This window comes from Sphingomonas flavida, assembly GCF_036663655.1.
Classification (GTDB): Bacteria; Pseudomonadota; Alphaproteobacteria; order Sphingomonadales; family Sphingomonadaceae; genus Sphingomonas.
Map to the genome: position 1 here is coordinate 110,143 of NZ_JAXOJH010000005.1, position 26,069 is coordinate 136,211.

Annotated in this window: 29 protein-coding genes and 1 tRNA gene; 8 read left to right on the plus strand and 22 right to left on the minus strand. The window is 66.5% G+C overall.

Annotation, left to right across the window (positions count from 1 at the left end; genetic code table 11):
* Positions 1-9: 9 nt before the first annotated feature.
* Genes U1703_RS07705 through U1703_RS07730 form a run of 6 tightly spaced genes read right to left on the minus strand, consistent with a single transcriptional unit; the run spans position 10 to position 5,539 of the window.
* Complete coding sequence (locus U1703_RS07705; protein ID WP_332785225.1) at positions 10-513, minus strand: chemotaxis protein CheW; 504 nt, start codon at positions 511-513, stop codon at positions 10-12.
* Entirely contained in the window at positions 510-2,312 is a 1,803-nt protein-coding gene (locus tag U1703_RS07710) for a methyl-accepting chemotaxis protein (RefSeq protein ID WP_332785226.1), read from the minus strand. Before U1703_RS07710 ends, U1703_RS07705 begins: the two co-directional genes overlap by 4 nt.
* Before the next feature lie 48 nt (positions 2,313-2,360).
* The gene (locus U1703_RS07715; RefSeq protein WP_332785227.1) at positions 2,361-2,864 is read right to left on the minus strand and encodes a chemotaxis protein CheW; all 504 of its coding nucleotides are present in this window, start codon (positions 2,862-2,864) and stop codon (positions 2,361-2,363) included.
* A 4-nt stretch (positions 2,865-2,868) separates the two neighbouring features.
* A complete protein-coding gene (locus tag U1703_RS07720) occupies positions 2,869-4,863 on the minus strand; it encodes a chemotaxis protein CheA (protein ID WP_332785228.1) in 1,995 nt (664 codons plus the stop codon).
* Entirely contained in the window at positions 4,860-5,228 is a 369-nt protein-coding gene (locus tag U1703_RS07725) for a response regulator (RefSeq protein WP_320451491.1), read from the minus strand. Before U1703_RS07725 ends, U1703_RS07720 begins: the two co-directional genes overlap by 4 nt.
* Positions 5,225-5,539 (minus strand): STAS domain-containing protein, encoded by a 315-nt coding sequence (locus U1703_RS07730; RefSeq protein WP_320451490.1) that lies wholly within the window; start codon positions 5,537-5,539, stop codon positions 5,225-5,227. The genes U1703_RS07725 and U1703_RS07730 overlap by 4 nt, the downstream gene beginning before the upstream one ends.
* On the opposite strand from U1703_RS07730, the gene U1703_RS07735 reads away from it, so the two are divergent.
* Positions 5,526-5,783 (plus strand): hypothetical protein, encoded by a 258-nt coding sequence (locus U1703_RS07735; protein WP_332785229.1) that lies wholly within the window; start codon positions 5,526-5,528, stop codon positions 5,781-5,783. The two genes, U1703_RS07730 and U1703_RS07735, sit on opposite strands and share 14 nt — an antisense overlap.
* A 200-nt stretch (positions 5,784-5,983) precedes the next feature.
* On the opposite strand, the gene U1703_RS07740 is transcribed toward U1703_RS07735, so the two are convergent.
* Complete coding sequence (locus tag U1703_RS07740) at positions 5,984-6,802, minus strand: arylamine N-acetyltransferase family protein (RefSeq protein ID WP_332785230.1); 819 nt, start codon at positions 6,800-6,802, stop codon at positions 5,984-5,986.
* A gap of 105 nt (positions 6,803-6,907) precedes the next feature.
* Here U1703_RS07740 and U1703_RS07745 point away from each other — a divergent pair, with 105 nt between their 5' ends.
* A complete protein-coding gene (locus U1703_RS07745; protein WP_332785231.1) occupies positions 6,908-7,843 on the plus strand; it encodes an L-threonylcarbamoyladenylate synthase in 936 nt (311 codons plus the stop codon).
* 106 nt (positions 7,844-7,949) lie between these two features.
* Here the strand turns inward: U1703_RS07745 and msrA are convergent, their stop codons facing one another.
* Positions 7,950-8,489: a peptide-methionine (S)-S-oxide reductase MsrA gene (gene msrA / locus U1703_RS07750; RefSeq protein ID WP_332785232.1), complete on the minus strand. Its 540-nt coding sequence runs from the start codon at positions 8,487-8,489 to the stop codon at positions 7,950-7,952.
* 80 nt (positions 8,490-8,569) lie between these two features.
* On the opposite strand from msrA, the gene galE reads away from it, so the two are divergent.
* Both galE and U1703_RS07760 read left to right on the plus strand, forming a co-directional pair.
* Entirely contained in the window at positions 8,570-9,574 is a 1,005-nt protein-coding gene (gene galE, locus U1703_RS07755; protein ID WP_332785233.1) for a UDP-glucose 4-epimerase GalE, read from the plus strand.
* Positions 9,575-9,578: 4 nt separating this feature from the next.
* Positions 9,579-10,418: an HpcH/HpaI aldolase/citrate lyase family protein gene (locus U1703_RS07760; protein WP_332785234.1), complete on the plus strand. Its 840-nt coding sequence runs from the start codon at positions 9,579-9,581 to the stop codon at positions 10,416-10,418.
* Here U1703_RS07760 and U1703_RS07765 read toward each other — a convergent pair.
* On the minus strand, positions 10,395-11,120 hold the full coding sequence (locus tag U1703_RS07765) for a phosphatase PAP2 family protein (RefSeq protein ID WP_320451483.1): 726 nt from the start codon (positions 11,118-11,120) through the stop codon (positions 10,395-10,397). The two genes, U1703_RS07760 and U1703_RS07765, sit on opposite strands and share 24 nt — an antisense overlap.
* A 258-nt stretch (positions 11,121-11,378) precedes the next feature.
* Here U1703_RS07765 and U1703_RS07770 point away from each other — a divergent pair, with 258 nt between their 5' ends.
* Both U1703_RS07770 and U1703_RS07775 read left to right on the plus strand, forming a co-directional pair.
* Positions 11,379-11,504, plus strand: coding sequence for a hypothetical protein (locus tag U1703_RS07770; RefSeq protein ID WP_320451482.1), 126 nt, complete (start codon positions 11,379-11,381; stop codon positions 11,502-11,504).
* Positions 11,505-12,715: 1,211 nt separating this feature from the next.
* Positions 12,716-14,560, plus strand: a complete 1,845-nt coding sequence (locus U1703_RS07775) for a methyl-accepting chemotaxis protein (RefSeq protein ID WP_332785235.1) — start codon at positions 12,716-12,718, stop codon at positions 14,558-14,560.
* Between the two features lie 966 nt (positions 14,561-15,526).
* Here the strand turns inward: U1703_RS07775 and U1703_RS07780 are convergent.
* Both U1703_RS07780 and folK read right to left on the minus strand, forming a co-directional pair.
* A tRNA-Lys gene (locus tag U1703_RS07780) sits at positions 15,527-15,602 on the minus strand.
* A gap of 20 nt (positions 15,603-15,622) precedes the next feature.
* Entirely contained in the window at positions 15,623-16,099 is a 477-nt protein-coding gene (folK, locus tag U1703_RS07785) for a 2-amino-4-hydroxy-6-hydroxymethyldihydropteridine diphosphokinase (RefSeq protein WP_332785236.1), read from the minus strand.
* A gap of 22 nt (positions 16,100-16,121) precedes the next feature.
* Here folK and U1703_RS07790 point away from each other — a divergent pair, with 22 nt between their 5' ends.
* Positions 16,122-16,796 (plus strand): uracil-DNA glycosylase, encoded by a 675-nt coding sequence (locus U1703_RS07790; RefSeq protein WP_332785237.1) that lies wholly within the window; start codon positions 16,122-16,124, stop codon positions 16,794-16,796.
* 122 nt (positions 16,797-16,918) lie between these two features.
* On the opposite strand, the gene aguB is transcribed toward U1703_RS07790, so the two are convergent.
* From aguB to U1703_RS07835, 9 genes are all read right to left on the minus strand, one after another.
* Positions 16,919-17,767, minus strand: coding sequence for an N-carbamoylputrescine amidase (gene aguB, locus U1703_RS07795; RefSeq protein ID WP_320451457.1), 849 nt, complete (start codon positions 17,765-17,767; stop codon positions 16,919-16,921).
* A 19-nt stretch (positions 17,768-17,786) separates the two neighbouring features.
* Entirely contained in the window at positions 17,787-18,821 is a 1,035-nt protein-coding gene (locus U1703_RS07800) for a hypothetical protein (RefSeq protein ID WP_332785238.1), read from the minus strand.
* A 53-nt stretch (positions 18,822-18,874) separates the two neighbouring features.
* Positions 18,875-19,327, minus strand: a complete 453-nt coding sequence (locus U1703_RS07805) for a hypothetical protein (RefSeq protein WP_332785239.1) — start codon at positions 19,325-19,327, stop codon at positions 18,875-18,877.
* 132 nt (positions 19,328-19,459) lie between these two features.
* Positions 19,460-20,464 carry an agmatine deiminase family protein gene (locus U1703_RS07810; protein WP_332785240.1) on the minus strand — a complete coding sequence of 335 codons (1,005 nt, stop codon included), beginning with the start codon at positions 20,462-20,464 and terminating at the stop codon, positions 19,460-19,462.
* Positions 20,461-22,092 carry a M28 family metallopeptidase gene (locus U1703_RS07815; RefSeq protein ID WP_332785241.1) on the minus strand — a complete coding sequence of 544 codons (1,632 nt, stop codon included), beginning with the start codon at positions 22,090-22,092 and terminating at the stop codon, positions 20,461-20,463. Before U1703_RS07815 ends, U1703_RS07810 begins: the two co-directional genes overlap by 4 nt.
* Before the next feature lie 80 nt (positions 22,093-22,172).
* Positions 22,173-23,081 carry a signal peptidase I gene (gene lepB / locus U1703_RS07820; RefSeq protein WP_332785242.1) on the minus strand — a complete coding sequence of 303 codons (909 nt, stop codon included), beginning with the start codon at positions 23,079-23,081 and terminating at the stop codon, positions 22,173-22,175.
* A gap of 27 nt (positions 23,082-23,108) precedes the next feature.
* Positions 23,109-23,480: a hypothetical protein gene (locus U1703_RS07825; protein WP_332785243.1), complete on the minus strand. Its 372-nt coding sequence runs from the start codon at positions 23,478-23,480 to the stop codon at positions 23,109-23,111.
* 121 nt (positions 23,481-23,601) lie between these two features.
* Entirely contained in the window at positions 23,602-24,216 is a 615-nt protein-coding gene (gene rpsD / locus U1703_RS07830; protein ID WP_261271057.1) for a 30S ribosomal protein S4, read from the minus strand.
* Positions 24,217-24,377: 161 nt separating this feature from the next.
* Positions 24,378-24,590, minus strand: a complete 213-nt coding sequence (locus U1703_RS07835; protein WP_332785244.1) for a hypothetical protein — start codon at positions 24,588-24,590, stop codon at positions 24,378-24,380.
* A 116-nt stretch (positions 24,591-24,706) separates the two neighbouring features.
* Here U1703_RS07835 and U1703_RS07840 point away from each other — a divergent pair, with 116 nt between their 5' ends.
* A complete protein-coding gene (locus tag U1703_RS07840) occupies positions 24,707-25,015 on the plus strand; it encodes a chorismate mutase (protein WP_320451449.1) in 309 nt (102 codons plus the stop codon).
* An 11-nt stretch (positions 25,016-25,026) separates the two neighbouring features.
* On the opposite strand, the gene U1703_RS07845 is transcribed toward U1703_RS07840, so the two are convergent.
* The gene (locus U1703_RS07845) at positions 25,027-25,281 is read right to left on the minus strand and encodes a hypothetical protein (protein WP_332785245.1); all 255 of its coding nucleotides are present in this window, start codon (positions 25,279-25,281) and stop codon (positions 25,027-25,029) included.
* A gap of 60 nt (positions 25,282-25,341) precedes the next feature.
* Positions 25,342-26,067, minus strand: a complete 726-nt coding sequence (locus U1703_RS07850) for an RNA methyltransferase (RefSeq protein WP_443025774.1) — start codon at positions 26,065-26,067, stop codon at positions 25,342-25,344.
* Between the last annotated feature and the right edge of the window lie 2 nt (positions 26,068-26,069).

Here is a 26,069-nt window from a genome sequence, read left to right on the forward strand (position 1 = left end):
ATAGGACGATCAGGCCGCGAGGCCGAGATCGCCGAGCGCGGCGTCGACGTCCTCGGCACCGAACAGGCGCACCGGGTCGAGCAGCGCGACGAAACCGGCCCCGCGCCGCAGGATCGCCTCGATCTGCTGCGACCGCCAGCGCCCGCCGAGTTCGGGCGAGCCCTCCACCGCATCCGCGCCGAAGGTGGCGACGTCGAGCACCCGGTCGACCACCAGCCCGAGTGCGAACGGCGCACCGTCCGCCCCGGCGATATCGACGACCAGGATCCGCGTCTTGAGCGTCACCGCGACCGGCGTCATGCCCAGCCGGACGCGCAGGTCGACCATGGGCACCGACGCGCCGCGTACGTCGGTCAGGCCCAGGAACCAGTCGGGTGCGTGGGGCACCCGATAGGCCTGGCGATGATCCAGGATTTCGCGGACCGCGGTCACGGGAAGGGCGAATTCCTCGTCGCCCAACCCGAACACCACGACCTGGACGTCGCCGCCCGCCAGGCTCGCGCCCTGGGTCATGCGGCACGTCCGAAAGCGGCGTCTTCGTCATCGGCGCCACCGTTCGTCAGGTCGAGAGCGAAGCCGCGCACCCGTGCCTGCTGATCGGCGACCGAGCCTGCGCGCGGGGCCGGCTTGCCCGGGCGCGATGCCGTCGCACGCGCCGGGGCAGGCTTGCGGACCGCCGTCTTGCCGGCGCCGCCCTGACCGCCCTTGTCGACACGGAAATAGGCGATGCTCTCCTGAAGCTCCTCGGCCTGGCTGGCCAGTTCCTCCGAGGTGGACGAGATCTGCTCGGACGCGCTGGCATTCTGCTGCGTGACCTTGTCGAGCTGCTGGATCGCCTCGTTGATCTGCACCGCGCCGATATCCTGCTCGCGGCACGCGGCGCTGATCTCGGCGACCAGCTCGGCGGTGCGGCGGATGTCGGGGACCAGCTTGGTCAGCATCTCGCCCGCCTGGGTCGCGGCGGACACGGTATCCGACGACATGCCGCTGATCTCCGCCGCCGCCGACTGGCTGCGCTCGGCCAGCTTGCGCACCTCGGCCGCCACGACCGCAAAGCCGCGACCATGCTCACCCGCACGGGCCGCCTCGACCGCCGCGTTCAGCGCCAGCAGGTCGGTCTGGCGGGCGATTTCCTGCACGATGCCGATCTTGTCGGCGATGGTGCGCATCGCGACGACCGCCTTGGTAACGGCCTGGCCGCTGATCTCGGCGTCCTGCGACGACTGGCGCGCGATCTTTTCGGTCTGGGTCGCGTTGTCGGCATTCTGTTTGATGTTGGCGGCCATCTGCTCCATCGAGGCCGAGGCCTCTTCGGCGGCGGCGGCCTGTTCGGTAGCGCCCTGGCTTACCTGCTCGGACGAAGACGACAGCTGCTGGCTGCCCGCCGCGACATTCTGCGCCGCCTGGGTCGCGTCACCGACGACGCCGCGAAGACGCTCGACCATCGCGACCAGCGCATGGCCCAGCATGTCCTTGTCGGACAGCGGCTGGTGATCGACGGTCAGGTCGCCCGCCGCGATCGTATCGGCCAGCTGGGCGCTTTCGCGCAGGCTGACGGTCATGCGGTTGACCGTCCCGACCAGATCCTTGATCTCGTCGTTCGACGTGACGGAGATCTCGTGGTTCAGGTCACCGACCGCCACCGCGTCGAGTGCCTGCGACACCTTGTTCAGGCCCCCGGCCACCAGGCGCGAGATCCAGAAAGCGCCCGCCGCCGCGATCAGGACGGCGATCACCGCCACCACGATCAGCAGGTTGCGCGCATTCTCGTAATTGGTCTGAGCTTCGTCGCTGGCGGTCTTCATGCTGGCCTGATTCATCTCGATCAGCTGGCCGATCGCCGCCGACATCTTGCCGGCGATTTCGCGCGACTTCTCCATCGACAGCGCGCCCGCCTCGGCTCTCCTGTTGGTCTTGGTGAGCGAACGGATCGATTCGTTTACCGGGACATAGGCCTGATAACTGCGCTGGATGTCGTGCCAGACCGGCCGCGACACCTCGGTCGAGCCCGCCAGCCCCTGCGTGATCAGCGTATCGATCTCACCGCGCGCCTTCATCAGTTCGACGTCGAACTTCTCGGTCAGGTCCGCGTCGCTGGTCAGCGCCATGTTCTTTTCCATGCGCAGCGCATAGCTGATCCGCTCGTTCAACCGCTCCGAGCGGTCGAGCCGGGTGACCGGGCCCGAAATCATGGCGTCGGTCGTCTCGTTCAGCGAACCCATGCGGGCGACGCTGACTCCGACGATGACGAGGAGAAGTGTAATGATGAGCGCGAACGTCGCGCCCAGCTTCATCTTGATCGTAGCACGCATGTTTCAGGCCCCCCTGGGCTGGATTGGTGTGGATTTGGGTGTGATGGATCAGTGCAGGACGACGGGCTCGCCCGCAGATGCGGTCAGTCGGCCGAACAGTGCGGGCAGGTCGGGCAGGACGACCACGTCGCCCCCGCGCCGCACCAGGCAGCGGACATGCTCGCGTGGCCAGCGTATGCCGATGACCGGCGCCTCCTCGGCATCGTCCGCCTGCAGCACCGCCACCTCGTTGACGCGGTCGGCGGTCAGCCCGATCAGGACCGGATTGCCGTCCACGGGCAGTTCGATGACGATGATCCGGCTTTCGGCGGTCAGCCCCTGCGCCTCCATGCCGAACGCCCCCCGCAGATCGGCCAGCGGCACGATGCGACCGCGAAAGTTGATGACGGCCCCGGCCATCGGATCGGCGCCGGGCACGGTGGTGATCGGCATCATGTCCAGGATTTCGCGGACGATGCCCGCCTCCAGCGCGAACGTCTCGTGGCCCAGCCCGAAGGTCAGGACTTCGAGCCCCTGCCCGGGCGTCCAGTTGGGAATTTTATGATACGGCATGGCGTTATCCAGCGGCGAGGCGCCGCTCCTCCCTGGGCTGGCTCAGCGCGATCAGCTGGGCGATGTCGAGGATCAGGGCGACCGAACCGTCGCCCAGGATGGTCGCGCCCGCAAAGGCCGCGACGTTGCGGTGGAGCGGCGACATGGCCTTGATGACCGTCTGGTGGTTGCCGATGATCTGGTCGACGACCAGGCCCACCCGCTCGGTGCCGGTGCCGACGACCACGATCTTCTGATAGGTGTCGGGCCGGGTGCCGGTGTCGAACAGGTCGCGCAGGCGGAGGAACGGCACCAGCCTTTCGCGCAGCGTGATGATGCTGCGCCCGCGCGAGCGCAGATCCTCCTCCAGCGACAGCTCCAGGCATTCCTCGACCGCTGCCAGCGGAATGACGTAACGCCCCTCGCCCACCCGGACGAGCAGCCCGTCGATGATCGCCAGCGTCAGCGGAATGCGCAGCGTGATGGTCGATCCCTGGCCGGACACGCTCTTCACGTCGATCGTGCCGCGCAGGCTTTCGATCGTGCGCTTGACCACGTCCATGCCCACGCCACGACCCGACAGGTTCGTGACCTGCGCCGCCGTCGAGAAACCGGGATGGAAGATCAGGCCCAGCAGCTCGTCCTCGCTCACCACCTGGCCCGGCTGGATCAGGCCATTGGCCTCCGCCTTGGCACGGACCCGCTCGACATCGATGCCGCGCCCGTCGTCGGTGATCGTGATCAGGACCTCGCCCCCCGCCTGATGCGCGCTCAGGCGGATGAGGCCGCTGGTCGACTTGCCCGCCGCCAGACGATCCTCGGGCCGTTCCAGGCCATGGTCGCAGGAGTTGCGGATGATGTGGACCAGCGGGTCGAACAGCCGCTCGATGACCGTCTTGTCGACTTCGGTGCTCTCGCCCTCGGTGACCAGTTCGATCGTCTTGCCGGTTTCGATGGCAAGGTCGTGGATCAGGCGGCGGAAGCGACCGAACAGCGTCGAGACCGGCACCATGCGCAGGATCATCATCGTGTCGCGCATCTCGCCCGCCAGGCGTTCGATCTCTTCGGAGACCGAACGCAGGCTCAGGTCATGGCCATGGCCCGCCAGCTGCGACAACCGGCTCTGCGCGATGACGAGTTCGCCGACGCGGTCCATCAGTTCGTCGAGCCGTTCGGCGGGTACGCGGACATGCTCGCCCTGCGACCGGGCCGCTGCCGTCGTCCGTGGCCCGGCATCGTTCGCCACGACCGGTGCATCGGTCACCGGAATATCGGCGGTCGCGCCTGCGGAAACCACCGGTGCCGCACCGTCATCGACGGCCACCGCGACGGCTTCCTCGACCGCCAGCGGGGTGATCGTGATCTCCATATCGTCCATGACGAACAGGAACACGTCCTCGATCGCCTCTCGCGAGATGTCGCCGATCAGCGTGCAGTCCCAGCCGACGACGCAGTCCGCCGGGTTCAGGTCCGCGAGCGCCGGGATCTCGTCGACACGGGCGACAATGGTCGCCTCGCCCAAATCGCGCAGCTCGTCGAGCAACGCCAGCGGGTTGGTGCCGTTGGCCATCGCGTCGGGTGGCAGGCGGAACGACAGGTTCCATCCCTGCCGGGCCGGAGCCGCGACCGGGGCAGCGACGCCGCCGCCCGCCGCCGCATCCACCGCCGCCGCCAGCCGGGCCAGGATCGCCTGCCCCTCGGCCTCGGGCGCATCGCCCTCGACCAGCGCGCGCATATGGTCGCCCGCCGACAGGATCACCGACACCAGCTCGGGCGTCGCACGGACATCGCCCTTGCGGACCCGGTCGAACGCGGTTTCGCAGTGATGGGTGAAGGCGGCCAGCTTGTCGAAGCCGAACATCGCGCCCGAACCCTTGAGCGTATGGAGCCCCCGGAACACCGCATTGACCAGGTTCATGTCATCCAGGCGGTGCCCCAGGTCCAGCAGACCCTGTTCCACCTGCTCCAGAAGCTCGCCCGCCTCGATCCGAAAGGCGGCTGTCGGATCCTCGCCGCTCACCGGGCGAGAACCTTCTGCGCCACGCGGATCAGCTGCTCGGGCTGGAACGGCTTCACCAGCCAGCCGGTCGCGCCCGCCGCCTTGGCCTGCGCCTTCATCGCATCGTCCGACTCGGTGGTCAGGAAGATGATCGGCACGCCTGCCTGCGCCGGCTGCTCGCGCAGCGCGCGGATCATCTGCAGGCCGTCCATGTTGGGCATGTTCAGGTCGGTGACGATCAGGTCGAACCGCGTCGCGGTCGCCTTCGCCAATCCTTCGACGCCGTCAGCGGCCTCGGTTACCGTATAGCCCGCGCCAGTGAGCGCGATGCGGATCGCCATGCGCAGGCTGGCACTGTCGTCGACGGTAAGGATGGAAGCGCTCATTGCGGGGAGTCTCCGTGGAACCAGAATTGGGTGTGTTCGGGGTTGGTGGTGGGGGTGAAGGCCGCGCGATCGAGCAGCGCGCGCAACGGCGGGTTCGCAGGGGCCGTCAGGGCGAAATCACACGCCGCCTTCGCCGCGCTGACCCGCGCGGCCTGGACGAGCTGGATGACACTCAGGTCGGGCGCGGCGACCTGGGACAAGTCCAGCCGGACGGTCGCGCCCGGCATGATCGCGGTGGACAGTTGCTCGGCCAGGATGCCGATGTTCGGGAGACACGAATTCTCGTTTGCCATCACCGTGGTGATCGACATGGTTGTATCCTTCGTCGTAAAAATTCTGGCGGCGCGGGCCACGCCCGCGTCGAAATTACGGCCTATGCAAGGCGCAGGTGACAACGCCCCGGTCGGCGATCCAATGGCATATCCAATTCCCCCCGTTCATGGGTACGTCTACGCGCCAATGGTAAAATCGCTCTTAAATGAAAACGCGTTCATGACGAAAATGGCGATTTGTCTGAACGACCCAGTCGTTCGAGCGTTGAGTGCCGCCGCCTGACCTATGGGGGAATCGGGGTTTTCAGCCAGAAACTAGGCTCAAACCTGCAGGATATGGGCTCTGACCGTGTTCGATCAGGCGCGGGCGACTCGGGAAACCGGCCGATGATTCGCCAGAATTTTTAGACAACGAATCGGACGCTGCCGCCGGTGGGTAGTGGGCGGCGGACCGCTAACGGCACCGCACACCCACCAAAATGGTCAGTCACCGAACAGGGTCGCGACGTCGTCGGCGGTCAGGTCGATTCCGAACATCAGGCTCATGCGCATCCGATAGACGCGCGGGTCGGCGATCGTCGCGGCGGTTTCGTCCTGACCGACGCGACGGCGATAATGGCGATCGGTCAGCGAGGCGAAACCGTGCGGCAGGATGATGCTGACGATCGCGGCCTGGACGAACCGGCTTTCGGGGAAAGTCGACGTCCAGTGATTGGCCATCGCCAGATCGGCATCCCAGACCTGGTCCGTGGTGAAGCTGTACTGCGGCTCCCACCCCTCGCCCGCCGAGCGGCCGTCGGTATGGCCGGGATGCCCGTCGCGCAGCAGCATCCAGCCATGCTGGGCGTCGCGCATCAGGCGGAAGCGCGCACCATCGGGCGCGGTCGCCTCGGCACCGTCGACCAGCGGCATCGGCGGGGAATAGCTGCCCCCGAACCCGGCATCGGCGATCCACGCCTGTCCGTCGATCTCGACCAGGCTGAACGTATGCGTGGTCGGCGGCACGTCGGTCGCGCGCAGCCACACACGCCCCAGCAGCGGCCGGGCGGCAAAGCCGTGCGCGGCCAGCGCGTCGAGGAGCAGGCGGTTATGCTCGAAACAATAGCCGCCACGCTTGGCGGTCACCAGCTTGGCAAAGACGCCGGCGCTGTCGATCGCAATGCGGCGGCCCAGCCGGACGTCGAGATTCTCGAACGGAATGGCCAGGCGGTGCGCCCGTTGCAGCCGGGCCAGCCCTTCGGCATCGACAGTGACCCGCGAGGGCAGGGCGATACGGGCGAGATAGGAATCGAGGTCGAACATGCCCCGCCAGATAAGGTGCCGAACCGCGATTGTCGAAGGGGGGCACCCCGCCCCCTTCATGCCCCTCCTTAACGGGCGGCCCCCTCACGCGTATAGGCTGGCGCGATGGCCTTTCCCGATACCGATCCCACCCTGCCCTATTCGACGTCCGCGATTCGTGCCGCGGCCGATGTCCTGCGGGCGGGCGGGATCGTCGCGGTGCCGACCGAAACGGTGTACGGCCTGGCCGCCGACGCCAGCGATGCGTCGGCCGTGGCGCGCATCTATGCGGCCAAGGGGCGGCCGTCCTTCAATCCGCTGATCGTCCATGTTCCCGATCTGGCGGCGGCACGGGCGCTGGCGGAATTCGACGCGGACGCGCTGGCGCTGGCCGATGCCTTCTGGCCGGGTCCGCTGACCCTGGTCCGGCCGCTGAAAGCCGGGGCGGGTATCGCCTCGCTGGTCACCGCAGGACTGGACACGGTCGCCATCCGCGTGCCGCGCCACCGCGCGATGCAGGCGCTGCTCGCCGAAACCGGCCGCCCCCTCGCCGCGCCGTCCGCCAATGCCAGCGGCGGGATCAGCCCGACGCGCAGCCGCCATGTCCGTGCCAGCCTGGGGCCGCAGGTGCCGATCCTCGACGATGGTGCGACCGAGGCGGGGCTGGAGTCGACCATCGTCGCGGGTCGCACCATCCTGCGTCCAGGTCCGATAACGGCGGGGATGCTGGCGCGGGTGCTGGGCGATGTGCGGCAGGGGCCCGAGGCTCCCGCGATCGTCACCGCCCCCGGACAGCTTGCCAGCCACTACGCCCCGCGCAAGCCCCTGCGCCTGAACGTCACCGACACAGGTGCCGACGAATGGCTGATCGGTTTCGGCGCAGTGCGCGGGCAGGACAGCCTGTCCGAGACGGGCGACCCGATCGAGGCGGCGGCGCGCCTGTTCGACGCGCTCCACCGCGCCGATGCGAGTGACCGCCCAGGATTGGCCGTAGCGCCGATCCCGACGGACGGCATCGGCGAGGCGATCAACGACCGGCTACGCCGCGCGGCGACGCGCTGATCACGGCCGGGCGTGTGGCCGGTATTCTTCGGGGAAGGTCGAAGGCCAACGGCCTCACGCCCGCAAACAAAAGGGGGCCGGGCTTACGCCCCACCCCCAATCACCCTTACGCCGTCACCGCTTTCGACCGCGCGGCAAAGCTCTTGCGCAGCTTCTGGAGCTTGGGCGGGATCACGGCCATGCAATAGGGGTTCGACCGGCCCGAGGTTTCCCAATAATCCTGGTGATAATCCTCGGCCGGATACCACTCCGCCATCGGTTCGATCGTCGTGACGATCGGCTTGTCGCTGCCCGCCTGGGCGCGTTCGACGGCGGCCTTCATCGCGGTGTTCTGGCGCTCGTCGGCCGGGAACATGGCCGAGCGATACTGGGTGCCGACATCGTTGCCCTGACGGTTCAGCTGCGTCGGGTCATGCGTCGCGAAATAGATGTCGAGCAGATCGTCCAGCGCCAGCTGCTCGGGATCGAACCCGATGCGAATCGCCTCGGCATGGCCGGTGTCGCCGCCGCACACCTGCTTGTAGGTCGGGTTGGGGACGGTGCCGCCGATATAGCCGCTTTCGACCGATTCGACCCCGATCACGTCCTTGAACACCGCCTCGGTGCACCAGAAACAGCCCCCTGCCAGCGTTACATATTCGGTCACTCGGAATCTCCTTGTCGTCTTGTACACCTAGATAGGAAGCGGCTAGGCGACGGCAATCCGGAGACTGGGGGCAAAAGACGATGGCGACGATCGACGGCAAGGTGATGGTGACCGGCGGGGCGGGCTATATCGGCAGCCATGCCGTGCTGGCGTTGCTGGACTCAGGGTTTGACGTCGTCGTCCTCGACAATCTGGTCACCGGTTTCGACTGGGCGGTCGATCCCCGCGCCGCGCTGGTCGTCGCCAACGTCGCCGACGACGACGCGGTGCGCGCCGCGATCCGCGAACACCGCGTCCGCGCGATCATGCATTTCGCCGGGTCGGTCGTGGTGCCGGAGTCGGTCAGCGATCCGCTCAAATATTATCGCAACAACACCGCCGCCAGCCGCGCACTGATCGAAAGCGCCGTGGCCGAGGGCGTCGCGCACTTCATCTTCTCGTCGACCGCCGCCACCTATGGCACCCCCGAAAAGGTCCCGGTCGCCGAGAATGATCCCAAGGCGCCGATCAACCCCTATGGCATGTCCAAGCTGATGACCGAGATCATGCTGAAGGACGTCGCCGCGGCGCATCCGATCAACTATTGCGCGCTGCGCTACTTCAACGTCGCGGGCGCGGACCCGCAGGGGCGCTCGGGCCAGTCGACGGTGGGCGCGACCCATCTGATCAAGATCGCGGTCGAGGCGGCGATAGGCAAGCGTGAAGCGGTCGGCGTCTATGGCACCGACTTCGCCACCCGCGACGGGACGGGCGTGCGCGACTATATCCACGTCTCGGACCTTGCCGCCGCGCATGTCGCCGCGCTCGAACTGCTGGTCGCGCAGCCGGGTGAGAGCCACACGCTGAACTGCGGCTATGGCCGGGGCTTTTCGGTGCTGGAAGTGCTCGACGCGGTCGACCGGGTGACCAACCACAGGATCGAGCGCCGGATGGAGGGCCGCCGCGCGGGCGACCCGGCCGAGCTGGTCGCCGACAACAGCGCGATCCTGGCCGCCCTGCCCTGGCGGCCCGAACGCGACGATCTGGACGGCATCGTCCGCGACGCGCTGGCCTGGGAGCGCAAGCTTGCCGAAATGGGGCGCTGATCCCATGCGGCTGCGTTCGCTGCTGTTCGTGCCGGGCGACCGGCCGGATCGGATGGCCAAGGCGCTGGGGCTGGGTGCCGACGCGCTGATCCTCGACCTGGAGGACGCGGTCGCCCCCGATGCCAAGCCCCGCGCCCGTGCGGAGGTCGCGCAATTCCTGAGCGGCTCACGCGATCACGGCGTACGGCTGTTCGTGCGCATCAACCCCATCGACGGACCACTGGCGTCGGACGATCTGGCAGCGATACTTCCCGCGCGGCCCGACGGCATCGTCCTGCCCAAGGCGGAGGGCTTGGCCAGCCTGGACGCGCTGGCGGCCCAGGGTGCCGGAGACGTGCCGGTCCTGCCGATCGCGACCGAGACACCCGCCGCGCTGTTCCGGCTGGGCGAGTATGCCGGATCGCCCTTGTCGCTGGCGGGCATGACCTGGGGGGCCGAGGATCTCCCCGCCGCGATCGGCGCGACCACCGCACGCGAAGCCGATGGCAGCTACACCGCGCCCTATCAGCTGGCGCGCTCGCTGACCCTGTTCGGTGCGCATGCTGCGGGGGTGGCGGCGATCGAGACCGTCTATCCCGATTTCCGCGATCTGGATGGCCTGGCCGCCTATGCCGCGCGGGCGCAACGCGACGGCTTTACCGGCATGATGGCGATCCATCCCGCCCAGGTGCAGGTCATCAACGCGGCCTTTACGCCAACGGCGCAGGATATCGCGCGGGCGCAGGCGATCGTCGACCTGTTCGCCGCCAATCCCGGCGCGGGGGCGCTGCAGATGGAGGGCAAGATGGTCGACGCGCCGCACCTGAAGGCGGCCCGCGCCTTACTCGCGCGCGCCGCGTCCTGACGCTCCGGTCCAGGACACACGCGCCGCGGCGGTCGCCCACCACCATCCCAGCGCCCAGAGCGTGCCGAAGCACCACCCCGCCGCCACGTCCGACGGCCAGTGCACGCCCAGATAGACGCGGCTGACGCCGATCGCGCCGACCAGGAATACCGCCAGCAGCACGATCGCGTGCCGCAGTCTTCGGTGCCAGGTCGCCTGGGTGGCGAGTGCCGCCAACGTCATGTAGACCATCGCGCTGCCCGCCGCATGGCCGCTGGGAAAGCTGGCATTGTGAACGTCGACCCAGTGCGGCACCAATTCGGGCCGGGTCCGGTCGACCGCATGCTTGACCAGCGTCACGACCATGCCGCCACTGATTCCCGCCGCCGCCGTGGCGATTGCCGTCAGCCACAATCCACGCGCCAGCAGCAGCACGGCCGCGCCCGCGACCATCAGGATAAGGACCGGCACACTGCCCAGGGCGGTAAAATCCACCGCCACCGCCCGAAGCTGCTGCGAATCGCAGCAAGCCCGCAACCCGGTCAGGATCGCCCGGTCCCAGGCGAACGGCCAATGATCGACCGCCAGCCCTGCCAATAGCAACAACGTCAGCGCGATGGCCCCGGCCGCCACGCCCCGCAACGCCATCGGCATTGCGGCCAGATTGGGTGTCGACGCCGCCGCCGATTCGGGGTTGGATTCCCGTTCATCAGGACGGGTCATGCCGGTATCGCCTTCATCATCGGGCTTTTGCGACCATGGAATCGAAAGGACAAGCCGACGGCGCGATAGCCGGTCTGTTCAACCACCCTTCGCTGCGCGGTGGCGCCGCGCCAACGCTTTCCATAGATCAAAGACCGGGTACTTATTCTTCACCCAGCCGATCACATTCATTCGAAAAACGGGTTTGCCTGTTAACGGTTTTCGTCTCATAGTTGAGACAGACCGGCTCTTCGACCGGTCGGAGAGGAATGCACCACCATGGACGACCACGCTATTTCGCCCCTCGATCGCCTGATGATCCTGACGCTCGGCGCCGCCGCCAGCTGGCTTGCGGTGGGTGGTGTCGCGTTCGGTGCCTCGAAACTGGTCGCGCACCTGTTCTGAACAAACGACCGATGGTCGGCCCGTGAGAGCGGGTCGGCCGTTTTGAATGTGGGCCGCGCTTGGCGAATTGGTGTCGGCCGCTAGTGCCCGATCGCAATTGGGCAGATGCGCCGCTGCGCTGTCGCCTTTTCGAAAATCCAAGATTGTGGGGTTCGCCTATGGCCACCCCGATGGCGTCAGAGCCATCGCTTCACTCTGCCGCCGCCATCCGATGGTGAGTCGGTCGCCTTACCGCGATGAACGGGCTTTTTGGCGGTTCCTTGTGGCCTCTACAAATTGACGTGAGCCGAATGCCCCCCCTCAATAAAGGTCGACGACTTTCGCCAGCCCCAGATCAGCGACCTGATCCCGCCCGGTCCGCACGGCTCGCCGGACCTTCGTACACGCCGTTTTTCCTTTACCGGCCCCATCAGTTCAGCCTTACCGCCGAATTGAGAACATTCCCGAAACACCAATCGATTTGATACGGATCGGCCGCCCCGAAGGGTAGAAATCTGAATGATTACAGGCAATTCCGTTCAGGCAACGGAACATGGCGGGCGCGTAGGCCATTCCCCCGACACCTGTTTCCCAGAAGGACATGACCATGAAATTTGCAAGTTTGCTTGCTGCCGGCCTTGCCGTTGCCACCCTCGGCTTGAGCGCCAGCGCCGATGCGCAGCGCTGGGGCCACGACGATCCGAGAGGCCCGCATGCACGCCCTGACCGACATGGCCCTCCGCACCGCGGCCCCGCTCGGTATGACCGGCACGATGGCCCGCGCTGGCAAGGCCGCAACCACTATCGCCAGCAGCGTTGCCGGGTCGAATACAGCCACCGGGCGCACAAGCGGATCCGCGTCTGCCGCTGATCTGACGGTGTGGCGCTGCCAAAGGCGCCACACCCTTCCCCGCATTTTCAATCATGCTGGCTTGGCTTCCGCCGCCAGGGGATCGTCGAGATCATATCCCATTTATGCGGCGGCTGTGCAGACCTACGATCGTTGCCATCTCGTTCCGCGCTTCCGGATGCGCCTGGACGTCCACGATCACCAGAATGGGAGCGAAGAGCCCTCCTGACCCTTCTCGGTCAAGCCGTATGAAAACGCCATCGTCCCCGAAAAACACCGGGATGCAAAGGTTTTTATTAATGAGTGTCGCGTAATCCCAGCGCTCATATGTGATCCGTCCCTCACACATGCGGAACCGATTACCCAGCGCCGGGAGAATATCGTGAAAAACCTGCGGATCAGTTCCAAACTGATAGCTTGCTTTGCCATCCTGCTCATTGCCCTGTTGATCGTGGGTGGGCTTTCCATTCACAACCAGAACGCCTTGAGCGCCGGCACCTCCGATATCGCCTCCCGCCTGGCCCGGCTGCAAAAACTGACCCATAGCATCGATACGCAGACGTCGAACGTCCGCGCCGAGGAGATGACCCATATCGTCAGCACATCGCCCGAGACGATGGAGGCGCATTACAGGGCGATGCGTGCATCGCTTGATTTGATCGACCAGTCGGTTGGTAAGGTCAAAGGGATGGAGCAGGATCCAGTCGCCAAAGCGGCGATGGATGAATTTGCGCCAATCTGGCAGCGCTTTACCGACCATTTGCAGCAGACCATTGCCCTGTCGAACCGCAACGAAACCGATGCGGCCCAGGCGAGCGCGTTGCAGGAGGTCAAGGATTATGACGCACAGAACGCGGCCTTGGGCCGGGCGGAGGAGGCATATACCGCCGCCATGGACAAAGCTCGCGTAGAGGCGGAATCGACGGCGGATACCGGACGCCTGATCACGATCGTCATGGTCGTCGCCGCCATCGGGTTGGCCATCGCGCTTCTGACCCTGTTGATCCGTCAGATCGCAAAGCCGCTTAGCGCCATGACCGAGGCAATGGGCAAATTGGCCGCGGGCGACATGAATGTCCGCGTGCCCGATGCCGATCGCCATGACGAAGTCGGCGATCTGGCCAACGCCATGGCCAAGTTCCGCGACCAGCTCGCGGCAGCTGAACGGGCAAAGGCCGAGCAGACCACCCTCATCGTCGACAGCATTGGGCGGGGGCTATCGGATCTGGCGAAGGGCGATCTGCTGACACGGGTCGATGCCGAACTGACCGGCCCCTTTGCCAAATTGAAGAGCGATTTCAACGCTGCGGCCGAAGCGTTGCAGGATGCCTTGGCCCAGGTCTCGACGGCAGTCACTGGCATCAACGGCGGTGCCGGAGAAATTCGTACGGCCTCGGACGATCTGTCGATGCGGACCGAACAGCAAGCGGCCAGCCTGGAGGAGACGGCCTCCGCAATGGAGGAGATCACCGCGACGATGCGCGCGACCGCGCAACGTACGTCGAGCGCCAACGCGGCGGTGCGGACCGCACGCGATCTGGCGGAGCAATCTGGCGGCATCGTCCGGAACGCCATCGAGGCGATGGACGGCATCGAGCGTCGATCCAACGAGATTTCCGACATCATCGCCGTCATCGACGGTATCGCGTTTCAGACCAATTTGCTGGCGTTGAACGCCGGCGTCGAAGCGGCGCGAGCCGGTGATGCCGGGAAGGGCTTCGCTGTCGTCGCTTCGGAAGTTCGCGCGCTGGCTCAGCGTTCGGCTGACGCCGCCAAGGACGTCAAGGAGCGGATCAGCGCGTCGACCGAACAGGTCTCGGAAGGCGTGCGGCTGGTCGGGGAAACGGGTCAGGCCCTGACCGGCATCATCGCGCGCATTGCCGAGGTCAGTACCCTGGTGGGCGAGATTGCCGATGCCGCCGAGCAACAGTCCACGGGGCTCCAGCAGGTCAACACGGCCGTCGCGGAGATGGACGGCGTCACCCAGCAAAACGCAGCCATGGTCGAAGAAGCGACTGCGGCGGCGCGTGGCTTGGCTACGGAAGCTGATGGCCTCGCACGTCAAATCGCTCGATTCCAAATTGGGCAACCGACCACCGCCTCAGCCGCCAATGTGCACGCCCTGCAAGCCCGCGTCGCGACCGCGGCTCCCCGCCTTCGTGGAAAGCCTGTCCCCATGCAGCAGGGCAATGCCGCGCTTGCGGAGGACGACTGGTCGTCTTTCTGACGAGCAAGGATGGCCTGTCAGTATCCTGAGGCAATCGCCTTGATGGTGTCCTGATGGGCCAATCCGTCCCAAGCATCTCTGCCGGTTCCTTAAGCCCGCAGTGCGACCACTGGCCAGCCGCCTCGACGATGGCGCCGAAGGATCGGGGAACAGGGCGGCGCGCCGCCGCATATTGCCCGCGTGTTCCCCTTCGATCCGCTGGCCGATCCTGAACGGCAGAGAACAACCGCGTTCAGCCATGTGCATGCAATGGCCGTGTAACCCATCCTCATGCCCAATCGTCGGGCATGAGGATGCGACCATGAAGCTGACACGTGTCGTTGCTGCCGGGCTTGCCATTGCGACGCTCGGCCTGAGTGTGAGCGCGAGCGCCCAGGAATGGGGCCCACCGCCGCCACCGCCCCCCGGCCCCGGACCTGGCCCCGATTGGGGCGGGCCACCACCGCCCCCTCCGCCTGGACCGCCCCCGGCGCATTGGGGCGGGTATGACGGACCGCGCTACGGCGGGTACGGCTATGGCGGGGGATATCGTGACAGCGGCTACGGCTACCGGGGCGACGGGTACGGATACCGGGGTGGCTACGGCTACCGGCAGCGCTGCTGGACCGAGTATCGCCACCACGGCCGGGAACGGATCCGCGTCTGCCGGTGAACGACCGAGGGCGCGGCGTGAAAATCCGCGCCGCGCCCTCCCCACTATGGGGCCAAGACCTCGGGGCCGATCTCAGGGTAGCGCGCGGTGAAATCCGCAAGGCTGTAATCCTTCTCCGGCAGCTGCGCTTTACGGCACTGGATATCGGTCAGCGGCACGGTGCCCCCACTTTGAAAATCAGTGCCCCCAACCGTGCCCCCGGGGGACATGACATGCAGGGGCACGAGGTGAGACACCCCGCGACGCTTTCGCACCTGAATTTCTGTAGTTTAGCAAGGGCGTGAGACACGCTGCGACGCTCTGAAACACCCCGATGGTGGGTCCGCCGGGGCTCGAACCCGGGACCTCTCGATTAAAAGTCGCTTGCTCTACCAACTGAGCTACGGACCCTCCATCGCGGTGGATGCGACCTAGGGGCGCGGACGCCTTCGGTCAACACCATGTCGCATCTGGCGTACCGATCGGCGGTCACGCGGGTCGCGCCAGTCGGGTGCGATCGCGGCCAGCGGATGCAGCACGAAGTCGCGCGTCGCATAGGCGACATGCGGCACGATCAGCCCGCGCGAGCGCCACGCCCCTCCCGACCAGAGAATGATGTCCAGGTCGATCACCCGCGCACCCCAGCGTTGCCCGCGCCGCCGCCCGAAATCACGCTCTATGGCCTTCAACAGGGTGAGCATGGCGGGCGGATCGAGCGGGCTTTCGACCAGCGCGGCGGCATTGGCAAAGGCGCGGATCGACGGCCCCACCGGCGCGGTGACGAGGATCGGCGACACGGCATAGACGCCCGGCAGCTCGGCCAGTGCCGCGCGGATTTCGTCGTGCGGCCCCCCGTGCCGCCCCGGACGGTTGGAACCCAGCGCAATCGCATAGCTTGTCGTCGTCATGTCACCCGACTACCCGAGCGCGATGTCCGACGCATCCTTTCCCGTCATCCCCTCGCCCCTGGCCGCGATCCAGCCGCCGCGCGACTGTCCGCTCTGTCCCCGCCTGGTCGAGGTCCGCCAGGCGGTCGCCGCCGAGTATCCCGGCTGGTGGAACGCCCCCGTGCCGCCCTTCGGTGATGGCGAGGCGTGGCTGGCGGTGGTCGGCCTTGCGCCGGGCAAGCATGGCGCGCACCGAACCGGCCGCCCTTTCACCGGCGATGGCGCGGGGCCGCTGCTCTATGGCACGCTCGCCAGGTTCGGCCTGGCCGAGGGGGAATTCGCCGCCAAGGTCGATGACGGCCTGACCCTGAAGGGCGCGGTGATCCTGAACGCGGTCAAATGCCTGCCGCCCGAGAATAAGCCGACGCCCGACGAAATCCGCACCTGCCGCTCCTTCCTGGAACAGGAACTGGCCGCGCTGCCCCGGCTGTCGGTCATCATCGCACTGGGCGAGATCGCGCACCGCTCGGTCATCAAGGCGTTGGGCGGACGACTGCCCAAGGCGCGCTTCGCCCATCTGGCGGAGCACCGGCTTCCCGGCGGCGGCCCGGTGGTGCTCGATAGCTATCACTGCTCGCGCTACAACCAGAATACCGGCCGCCTGACGCCCGAAATGTTCGAGGCCGTGTTCGCGCGCGCGGTGGCGTTGCGAGGGTAAGCTCTTCCTCCCCAAGTCTGCTTGGGGAGGCGGTGTGGAGGGGTCGGTTTTATCAAAAGCGCGACACCCCTCCGTCATCGCTGACGCGATGCCACCTCCCCTTACAGGGGAGGAATAGTATGTCAGATATCCTGGACCAGCCGACCGTACAGCTCGGGCCGCCGGTCGCGGAAGAAGCCGAACGCCGCGCGGTGGCGCTTCACCCGGTCGATGTCGAGCGTGGCGACGATCACGCCTTCTTCCTCGCGACCCAGTTCGGCCAGGATGTCGCCCCGCTCGTCGCAGATGAAGCTGGTGCCGTAGAAGGTCTGGCCATGCTCGTTGCCGACGCGGTTCGCCGCGACGATCGGCACGACGTTCGACACCGCATGGCCGACCATCGCGCGCCGCCATAGCCGTGCGGTATCCAGGCTGTCGTCATGCGGCTCGCTGCCGATCGCGGTGGGGTAGAACAGGATTTCGGCACCCATCAGCATCATCGCGCGCGCGGTTTCGGGGTACCATTGGTCCCAGCAGATGCCGACGCCGAGCTTGGTCGCCGGACCGTCCCACACCTTGAACCCGGTATTGCCGGGGCGGAAATAGAATTTCTCCTCATAGCCCGGACCGTCCGGGATATGGCTCTTGCGATAGACGCCCGCGACCTTGCCGTCGGGGTTGATCATCGCCAGCGAGTTATAGTGATGCGGCCCGTCCGCCTCGAAGAAGCTGGTCGGGATATGGACCTTCAGCTCGGCGGCGAGTTCCTGCATCGCCAGCACCGCCTTGTGCTCGGCGGTCGGCTTGGCGTTCGAGAACAGGCCTTCGTCCTCCACCCGGCAGAAATACTCGCCCTCGAAAAGCTCGGGCGGCAGGATCACCTGCGCACCTTGGCGTGCCGCCTCGCGGACGAGGCGCGACACCTCGGCGATGTTGCGGTCGATATCGGCGGTGAAGGCCAGTTGCAGCGCGGCGACGGTGATCTGGGTCATGGCCACGCCCTTTAATGGCTCAACATTCCTCCGTCACGTGCCGAGTGACCAGTCGCACGCGCAATTCGTCGAGGAAGGGGCCGGGCTCGTCGAGACGGAGCGCGATGGCGTCAACCGGGTCCCGCCGCCACCGGGACCGTGGCGGCAGGGGCGGGTCGAGGCGGAGAAGCAGATTGGGCCAGGCGAGCAGCGCGACGTTCCAAATGCCCGGTGCGCGCACCGTATCGCCGTCCGGATGGAGCTGAACATGGCGGATCGCGGCGTAGGGGATCGTCCGGTCGACCAGGATACCCGCCCGCACGCGTACGCCCGCCTGGGTCAGAAGCACGGGCGCGAGGCGCAAGGATTTGATCAGGCCGATCAGGTAGAGAAGCGACACGTCACTGACGACGAACAGGACCAGCGCCAGCGTCCGGCTCCAATGCGCGATCAGCAGGTGCGTCACCCCGATCTCGATACAGGACAGGGCCAGCAGGGTGATCATCATCGGCTGGAGATGCCGGTGATAGGCAAAGCCGATCGTCCCCGGCGGCACATCGGGCTTCGCCCGCCAGCGGAACAACGCCAGGTGGAGCAGTCCCGCCTCCGCTACCGCCAGCCGGGCAAACGGCCTGGGAAAGACCTCGCCCAGCAGCGAGGTCCAGCGTTCGGGATCGTGCCGGTCCCATTGCCGCACCCGCTCGACGACGCGCCACAGCCCCCAGCCACCATGCAGGGCGATCGCGATCACCGGCACCGCCAGCGCCCATGGCATGGCGAGCAGCGCCGCCCGGATCGGCGGCGGCGACAGGCTAAGCACCGCCATTCCTGCCGAGGCCATCGCCGCAATCCCCGCACGCCACCCCGGCCGTCGCGCGCGCGCTAACAGCCCCAACATCATCGCGTCGGAGGCGATCCACAGGAACAGGAGCGCCGCGGCGCGGGCGTGGCTCTGCGCAATCGGCAGGCGAAGGAGCGCAGCGGCCGCGGTTATGACTAGGACAGGCGCGACAATGGGCAGGATCGTACGATGGAATCCGGTGGCAAACCCGGCGGTGGATCGGACGGCGGTCATGGCGACTCCCCTGATCGGTGGCTGCCGCATGCTAGACCGTAGCGTCCCGCCGGTCACGCCGTCATACGGGGCGCCGGGGCGGGATCGTACAGGATGCGGCGCAGGACCACCGGGTAAAAGTCCTTCATCTTCAGGTCGCACAGCGCCATCAGCCGCTCGTTGAGCTGGCGTGTCACCACGACATATTCGTTCCACCGTTCCTCGATGGCGCGCGCGGTCCAGGTGCCGATATGCCGGGAATAGGTCAGGCGAAGTTCCCGCGTTTCGATCACGATCGCCTCGCATCCGGGGATGCTCGCCATCAGCCGCTGTTCGCGCAGCGGCGTCAGCAGCAGTTCGTCCTCGGTCTTCAAATGCTTGGTGATGATCTGGGCGATCCGCATGCGCGCCGGTCCCAGTATGGGCGCGGCGTCGGCGTAACGCATGTCGAACAGCGCCACGAGATCGCCGACGGCCGCCGCGATTTCCTCATGTTGGCTGCGAAGCAGATTGATCGTGGCTTGCAATGCGTAATTCCGATCCCGGACGAGGGATCGCGGCGCGTAACCGGCTGGCGGTTTACGGACCGTAAAGAGCAAGCCCGGCCGACGGGCGAAGCCCGCGCCTCCTCGTCGGAAGCGCGGGTCCGACATGCGTGATCAGGCGATCGCCGGAATCTGCTGCGAGATGCAGTGGAAGCTGCCGCCGCCGGTCAGGATCGCATCGGCGCGCAGGCCCACGACGTCGCGGTCGGGGAAGATCGCCTGGATCGCCGCGACGCCTGCGGCGTCGTTCTCGCTGCCATAGAGCGGCACGACGACCGCCGCATTGCCGATGTAGAAGTTCATATAGCTGGCGGGCACGATCTCTTCGTCGCGCAGCACGCGGCCGGGCGACGGGATGGTCACGACCTCCAGCCCCGCCGCCGTCGCGTCACGCCTGGCCGCCATATAGACCTGCCAGTTGGGGTCGTTCTCGGCCGCTTCGGGCAGGGCGATGCGGTTGGGGCCGACGAAGCGGGCCAGATTGTCGACATGGCCGTCGGTATGATCGTTGAGCAGGCCGTCGCCCAGCCATACGATCCGCGTCAGGCCCAGATCCTGCGCCAGCCGCTCGGCGATTACCTGTTCGTCCAGGTCGGGGTTGCGATTGGGGTTGAGCAGGCACTGGCGGGTGGTGACGACCAGGCCCGTGCCGTCGCCGTCGATCGCGCCGCCTTCCAGCACCCACCCACAGGCCTTGGCCGCGATGCCGCGCTCCTCGGCCAATCGCGCGCCGACCGTGTCGTCGCCGGGCAGGTCGTATTTGCCGCCCCAGCCGTTGAATTCGAACAGGCGCGCACTGCCGTCGCCGGTGACGATCGGGCCGGTATCGCGCAGCCAGATGTCGCCGAACGGCTGGACGATCACGTCCGCGACCTCACCCGCCATGCGGCGCGCAGCCTCGGCCGCCTCGCCATCGGCGGCGACCAGGATCACCCGCTCGCCCCGGCCATCGGCGTGGACGGCGCGGGCAAAGGCCAGCACCTCCTCGCGCGCGGGCTCCAGATCCTCCTCCCACAGCTCGGGATGGCTGGGAAAGCCGATCCACACCGCGTCATGGGGAGCCCATTCGGCGGGCGGAGGCGTCGTCGCGTTAGGCGTCGTCACGGCTGGCGTCGTCACTGGGCATTCTTCCTGCTTTGATCGCGGATACCGCGGAATTCGGCGGTGGGGTACCAGTTGGGCCACAGGCCCGGTCGGTCGGCCAGCGTCCTGCCCAATTGATAATAGACCGTCAAATCCTCGACAGCACCCGACCAATCCCAGTTGGGATCATATTGGTCGGCGGGCTTGTGATAGCGGTTGGCGACATAATCCTCCGCCGCCGCCTTGCCCGCCGCGATGCCGCCGACGACCTTGTCCTGCCCCGATCCGCCATCGAGCATCGGCACGCCCAGCTTGGCGAACGAGAAATGGTCGGAGCGATAATAGCTGCCGCGTTCCGGATTGGGCTCGGCGCTGATCGTGCGGCCCTGGCTGGCGACGATCCGTCTGGCCAGGTCCTCGATCTCGGACTTGCCCTGGCCGACCAGCACGAAATCCTTCGCACGGCCCGTGACGTTCAGCCCGTCCATGTTGACCCCGCCCACCGTGCGCGCCAGCGGAAAGACCGGATGCTGCGCATAATAGGACGAACCGAGCAGCCCGCTTTCCTCCGCCGTCACCGCCAGGAACGCGATCGAACGCTTGGCTGGCCCCGCCTTGGCCTGCGCCTCAGCCAGCGCGACCAGCCCGGCCACGCCGCTCGCATTGTCGAGCGCACCGTTGCAGATGTCGTCGCCATTCACCGCGTCACAGCGGCCCAGATGGTCCCAATGCGCGGAATAAAGGACATAGTCGCCCGGCGTGGTCGTGCCGGGCAGCACGCCGACCACGTTCTTCGAGGCCTGGCGCCGGATCGTATTGGCAAAGCCGCCCGACAGGGTCAGGCCCAGTGGCACCGCCCGGAACCCCTTGGTCTGCGCCGCCTTGGTGAGGGTGGCGAGGTCGCGTCCGGCGGCCTTCAGGATACGCTCGGCAACGGGCTGTTGCAGCCAGCCGATGACCTGGGACTGGTCCATATGGTCGCCCGCCTCGTCCAGTTCGAGCTGCGGCCCGGTCCAGGAGGACTGCACCACCGCCCAGGGGTAGGCGGCGGGCTCGGTCTGGTGGACGATCAGCGCGGCGGCGGCACCGTGCTTGGCGGCATTCTCGAACTTGTACGGCCAGCGGCCATACCAGGTCATCGCCCGCCCCTCGAACGGTCCCTCCCGGCCCATGGTCTGCCAGTCGGCATCGTTGATCAGGATGACCACCGTCTTGCCGCGTACATCGACCCCCGCATAATCGTCCCAGCCCTTTTCAGGCGCGGTGATGCCATAGCCGACGAAGACCATCTCGCTGTCCTTCACGTCGATGCGTGGGCTTACGCGATAGGTGCCGACGACCATGTCGGTACGATAGGCCAGCGAAATGGGCGCACCCTTCCCTCGGATCGTGAAGGGCTGGACGTCGTTGGCGGTGATCTCGACCATCGGCACGTCCTGGGTCCAGCTGCCCTTGTTGCCGGGCTTCAGCCCCGCCTTTTGGAAGCGATCAACGATATAGGTGACCGTCTTGTCCTCCGCCGGGGTAGTCGGCGCGCGGCCCTCATATTCGTCGGAGGACAGGGTCTGGGTGACGGTCTTCAGCGTGTCGACCGAGATGGCGGGCCGCTCCTGCGCGATGGCGGCGCCCGAGAGCAGAAGGGACAATAGGACCAGACGGCGCATGATGATTTTCCCCTTGTGTTTTGGGGCCTTGTGCCCGGTGCTACGGCACGGGGCAAGCTTGCCGGACATCGACCAAACCGTCAGTCGAGACGGCGACCGATCCGGTCATGTGTCTGGCTCCAGTAGATGGAACGCGGTCTTCCGATGACGGAGCTTTCGGGGACCATACCGACGCCAAGAGCTTCGACGGGGACGCGACTGTCGGCGGAGCGATCCCGATTGTCGCCCAGAACGAAAAAATGGCCCTTGGGAACGACCATTTCCGAAAGATCGTCAAAGGGCGTCGGCTCGCTCTTCAAAATGAAGTGGGACTTGGCCTCGCCTGGCAGACGCTCCGCCCAGAGACGCCCGTCAGCTCCATCCTTGGCCTGGATGCCGCGAGGCTGCCACTGCGCCGCCACTCCGTTGATGATCGGCACCCCGTTGCGAATCGCTATACGATCACCCGCAACCGCCGCGATACGATAGATGCGGGCTGACCCCGCGCCCTGAAACAGGACCGGCATCCCGCGTTCGAGGGGGCCGCGCCAGCCCGTATCAACGACGAATTTGTCGCCTTCCAAAAGGGTCGGCGCCATGCTGCCGGATGGGGCATAGAAAAGCCTGTACATCCGGCGCGATACATCGGCCGCCTGATTAAACAGCAGGCCCGCGATTAGCCACAGCGCGACGATCACATACCATTGCGACCACCAGCACACCGGGCGCCGCATCTTGCCCCGTCGCCATGTCAGCACCATCGCCACGATGAAGATCGCGGCAATGGCTGAGATGGCCAGAGTCGCTGCAATCAACACCGCCGCATAGCTGACCAGACAAAAGCCCAAGCCGAATGTGATGAGTCCGACCAGTATGAAGGGCGCGGCAGCAAAACATATACCGCTTTTCCAACGACCGATCCGAAACAGTCCGAGCCCAGGGAACAGCAGGTTGAGCGCGGTCACGCCGATACGTGCGGCCACCGTCCTTTGCCGTTCACCTTCCAGCATCAGCCCTTTTCCATCTCTCGCCGCCCCTTAATCGCCCAGCGAATAGACCGACTTGAACTTGCCGTCCTGCAGGCCGCCGATCGTCCACTTGGACGGTGCGCCGTTGGTGAACGCCACCTGATATTGCTCGAACCGCTCGCCGTTCGCCTGCTCGGTCTTCAGGAAGGTGATCGTCTTGATCGGCCCGGCCGCCTTCAGGCCAGGTGCCATCTGGGGCAGTTGTTCCCGACACGCCTTCAACAGGCCGTCGGCCATCAGCTCGGCCGGGCAGGTGCCCCCCGCGACCGACGTGAACATCGCCCGAAGCTGGTCGGCATATTGCCCCTGCTCGGCCGTCTGCGCCGTGGCAGCGGATGCGCCCAACAGCGCGGCGATGGCGATCAATCCCAGGCGCATCATGTCCCTCCCCTTTTGTACGGACGAAGTATGAGCGGCCCTGCGTCATCCAGCAAGCACGGCGCAAACAAAAAGGGCGGCCCCGAAGGACCGCCCTTTCCGTAATTCGGTAAGACCCGAAAACTTAGCGCGAATAGAATTCGACGACCAGGTTCGGTTCCATCTTCACCGGATAGGGCACCTCGTCCAGCGTCGGAACGCGGGTCAGGGCGACCTTGGTGTTGCCGTCGGCGGTGACGTAATCGGGCACTTCACGCTCGGCGAGCTGCTGCGCCTCGAGGACCAGCGCCATTTCGGTCGCCTTCGAACCCAGCGAGATCTCGTCGCCGACGAAGCAGCGACGCGACGCGATGTTGCACTTCACGCCGTTGACGCGGATGTGGCCATGGCTGACCAGCTGGCGCGCGGCGAAGATCGTCGGCGCGAACTTCGCGCGGTACACGATCATGTCCAGACGCTGCTCGAGCAGGCCGATCAGGTTCTGCGAGGTATCGCCCTTCATGCGGGCGGCTTCCTGGTAGCAGGCCTTGAACTGCTTCTCGGTCACGTCGCCGTAATAGCCCTTCAGCTTCTGCTTGGCGCGCAGCTGCAGACCGAAGTCCGACATCTTGCCCTTGCGACGCTGACCGTGCTGGCCGGGGCCGTACTCACGCTTGTTGACCGGGCTCTTGGGGCGACCCCAGATGTTCTCGCCCATACGGCGATCGAGCTTGTACTTCGCGCTCTGACGCTTCGACATCTTGTATTCCTTGGCAATTACGAACGACGTTGGTCCCGGTATCGCACCATGCAAGCCTTTATGGGGACAAGCGCAGGCCCACCGCTTCACCGGGATGCGGGGGCAATTGCGAAGCGGCGCGCCTAGACGAGAGGCGCGCCGGAGTCAAGCAGGGCGGTCGATCAGCGGCCGCTGGCCGTATTCAACCGCCCGGCCGCGTTGTCCACATCGTTGCGCGCATCGGCCGCGATTTCGTCCCATTCCGCCTGTGTCTTGCAGATGCGCCTGGACGAAAGGCGCGATCCGGTGGTTTCCTGAACCCGGCAGATCTTCTTTTCCTTCACGGGCGCGGGCGCCGGTTCGGCCTGTTGTCCGGCGAGCGCCAGCAGCAGCAATGGGGTGAGCATCGTCCTGTCTCCCAATCGGAACGAGCGGCCATGCTATCCCGCGCCTGACGCGATCCGCAAGCCGGACTGGACAGCGCGCGCACCGCCCGGCAGAGCCTTGGCCCATGACCGAGATACTTGCCGGACCCGATTGCACGACCATGGCGCAGGTTCGTGCCGGGGTGGACCAGCTCGACCGCGAACTGGTCGCCCTGCTCGCCCGCCGCTTCGCCTATATGGACGCCGCCGCGCGCATCAAGCCGACCCGCGACCGCGTGCGCGACGAGGATCGCAAGACCCAGGTGATCGACCAGGCCCGCGCCGAGGCCCGCCGCCTGGGGCTACCCGAGGCGGTGGTGGCCGATATGTGGGAAACGCTCGTCGAAGGCTCGATCGCCTATGAACTGGCGACGTTCGACCGGACGCGGGGGTAACGGGCGGGCTGTTACAGCCCGCCGGTCCCCAGATTGCCGTCAGGCACACCGGTGCCTGCGCTGACGACGTTGCGTGCCGCGCCCTGGTTGGTTTCGCTCGACCGCTGCCATTGCTGGCGGGTCAGGCAGGTCTTGCGCGTCTTCAGAAACGATCCGGTTTCGTGATACGTCTTGCAGATGACCTTGTCCTGCGGCGCGACCGGTGCAGGCGCGGGCGCGGGTGCGGCGGCGGTCGCGGCCTGGAGGGCGATAAGTAGAAGCATCATAGTTCGGACTCCCCGATAAATCCGGGGGTCAGACTATCACGACGCTACCGACAGGCAAGATCAACGCTGCCGAGGCCGCGCCAGCGTCGACAGCACCCCGCGCAGGGTACGGACTTCCTGGCTCGACCAGCCGGGCTTGGTCAGCAAGGTGCGCAGCGTGCGCTTGCTTGCGGGGGTGCGGTCGGGCGGGAAGAAGAAGCCTGCATTCTCCAGCATCTCGTCCAGCTGGGCGATCATGCCGTCCAGTTCGCCCTGCGGCGCGACTTCGGGCAATTCGACTTCGGGCGGCTGGGCCAGCTCGATGCCCTTGGACCATTCATAGGCGATCAGGATCACCGCCTGCGCCAGGTTCAGGCTGCCGAATTCCGGATTGATCGGCACGGTGACGATCTTGCGCGCGATCGCGACATCGTCGGTTTCCAGCCCGGACCGCTCCGGCCCGAACAGGAAGGCCGCCCGCCCCACGGGATCGGCATGGATCTCACGCGCCGCCTCTTCCGGGGTGACGACCGGCTTGGTCACGCCGCGCTTGCGCACCGTGGTCGCATAGACCTGGGCGCAATCGGCGACCGCGTCGGAGACGCTTTCATAGACCTTGGCCTGTTCCAGCACGATGTCCGCCCCCGACGCCGCCGGACCCGCCTGCGGATTGGGCCAGCCGTCGCGCGGGGTGACGAGGCGCATCTCAACCAGCCCAAAATTGAGCATCGCGCGCGCGGCCTTGCCGATATTCTCGCCGAGCTGCGGGCGGACCAGGACGATGACGGGGGGTTGGGACTTATTCACGG